The sequence below is a fragment of the Winogradskyella ouciana genome (genome assembly GCF_009709615.1).
Classification (GTDB): Bacteria; Bacteroidota; Bacteroidia; order Flavobacteriales; family Flavobacteriaceae; genus Winogradskyella; species Winogradskyella ouciana.
Genome location: NZ_WJYA01000046.1, coordinates 1 through 290 on the forward strand (window position 1 = coordinate 1; position 290 = coordinate 290).

Below are 290 nucleotides of genomic sequence, written 5' to 3' on the forward strand. Positions count from 1 at the left end.
GTGCGGAGTTACAGAACCTTGTTTAGCGATAACCATACCTCTCTTGATATCTGTTTTTTCGATACCTCTTAAAAGTAATCCTACGTTATCACCCTGTACTTAGATTGCTATAATTAGCATACAATTCTGGATTAGCTAAATAAAGCTGGTTGTCTTTCTTATACATTACTAAAGCAACTACGCCTAAAATAATTCCAGGAACGCCGTAGCAACAACAACCTAGAATAGATAAAATCCCAAGGACAAGCACTAATGTAGCATTTGGTAAATTTTGTTTCATCATAACAATT

The 290-nt window shown here is 34.8% G+C and carries 1 pseudogene; it reads right to left on the reverse strand.

The features are described from left to right. Positions 1-91 precede the first annotated feature (91 nt). Positions 92-283: pseudogene (locus F1003_RS16995) on the reverse strand (CCC motif membrane protein); the annotation flags it as partial. Between the last annotated feature and the right edge of the window lie 7 nt (positions 284-290).